This window comes from Actinomyces sp. oral taxon 170 str. F0386 (assembly GCF_000195595.1).
In the GTDB taxonomy this organism is placed as follows: Bacteria; Actinomycetota; Actinomycetes; order Actinomycetales; family Actinomycetaceae; genus Actinomyces.
This window is the reverse complement of sequence record NZ_GL882571.1, coordinates 1-661: the sequence shown is the minus strand read 5'-3', so window position 1 is coordinate 661 and position 661 is coordinate 1. Positions and strand designations below refer to the sequence as shown.

General features: G+C 77.6%; 1 protein-coding gene. It reads left to right on the top strand.

Annotated elements, in window-relative coordinates; genetic code table 11:
* Positions 1 to 661: type II secretion system F family protein (locus HMPREF9056_RS11275; protein WP_009405209.1), on the top strand; the 661-nt coding region annotated here is incomplete at both ends.

Below are 661 nucleotides of genomic sequence, written 5' to 3'. Positions count from 1 at the left end.
CGCCCCCGAGGGGTGCACGGGCCCGCCAGCGGCGCGCCACTGCCGCCGGGGTGCCGGGCGCCGTCGCCTCCTGCCGCCTGTCGACCGCCTTGGGGGCGCCCTTGGCCGACATCCTCGAGGCCGTGGCCGGCGGGGTCGCCGAGTCGGGCCACGCCGAGGCCTCTCGTCGGGCCGCTCTGGCCGGTCCTCGCACCACCGCCCGACTCCTGGCCTGCCTGCCCGTGGTCGGCCTGGGCCTGGGGATGCTCGTGGGGGCCGACCCCACGGCCCTCCTGCTCGACGGTGGACTGGGCAGCGCCGTGGGGGTGCTCGGCATCGTGCTCATGGTGGTGGGCCACCTGGTGACCAGGCGCCTGATACGCGCCGCGACGGCCGACGGCGACGTCGTTGACGAGGCCCTGGTCCTGGACCTGGCCGCATCCGCACTGAGTGCCGGGGCATCAGTGCCCGGGGTACTCACCGCCCTGGGGCAGGCGCTTGAGGAGGAGAGCGCCGGCGTCGTGGGGCGGGCCCTGCTGCTGGGCGCTTCATGGGAGGAGGCCTGGCGGGCGCCCGACGACGATCAGTGGCGGGCCCGGCGCACCCGCCTGGAGGCCTGCCTGCGTCCCGGCTGGGAGGACGGGGCCTCGCCGGCTGCGCTCCTGGCGGCGACGGCGGCGAG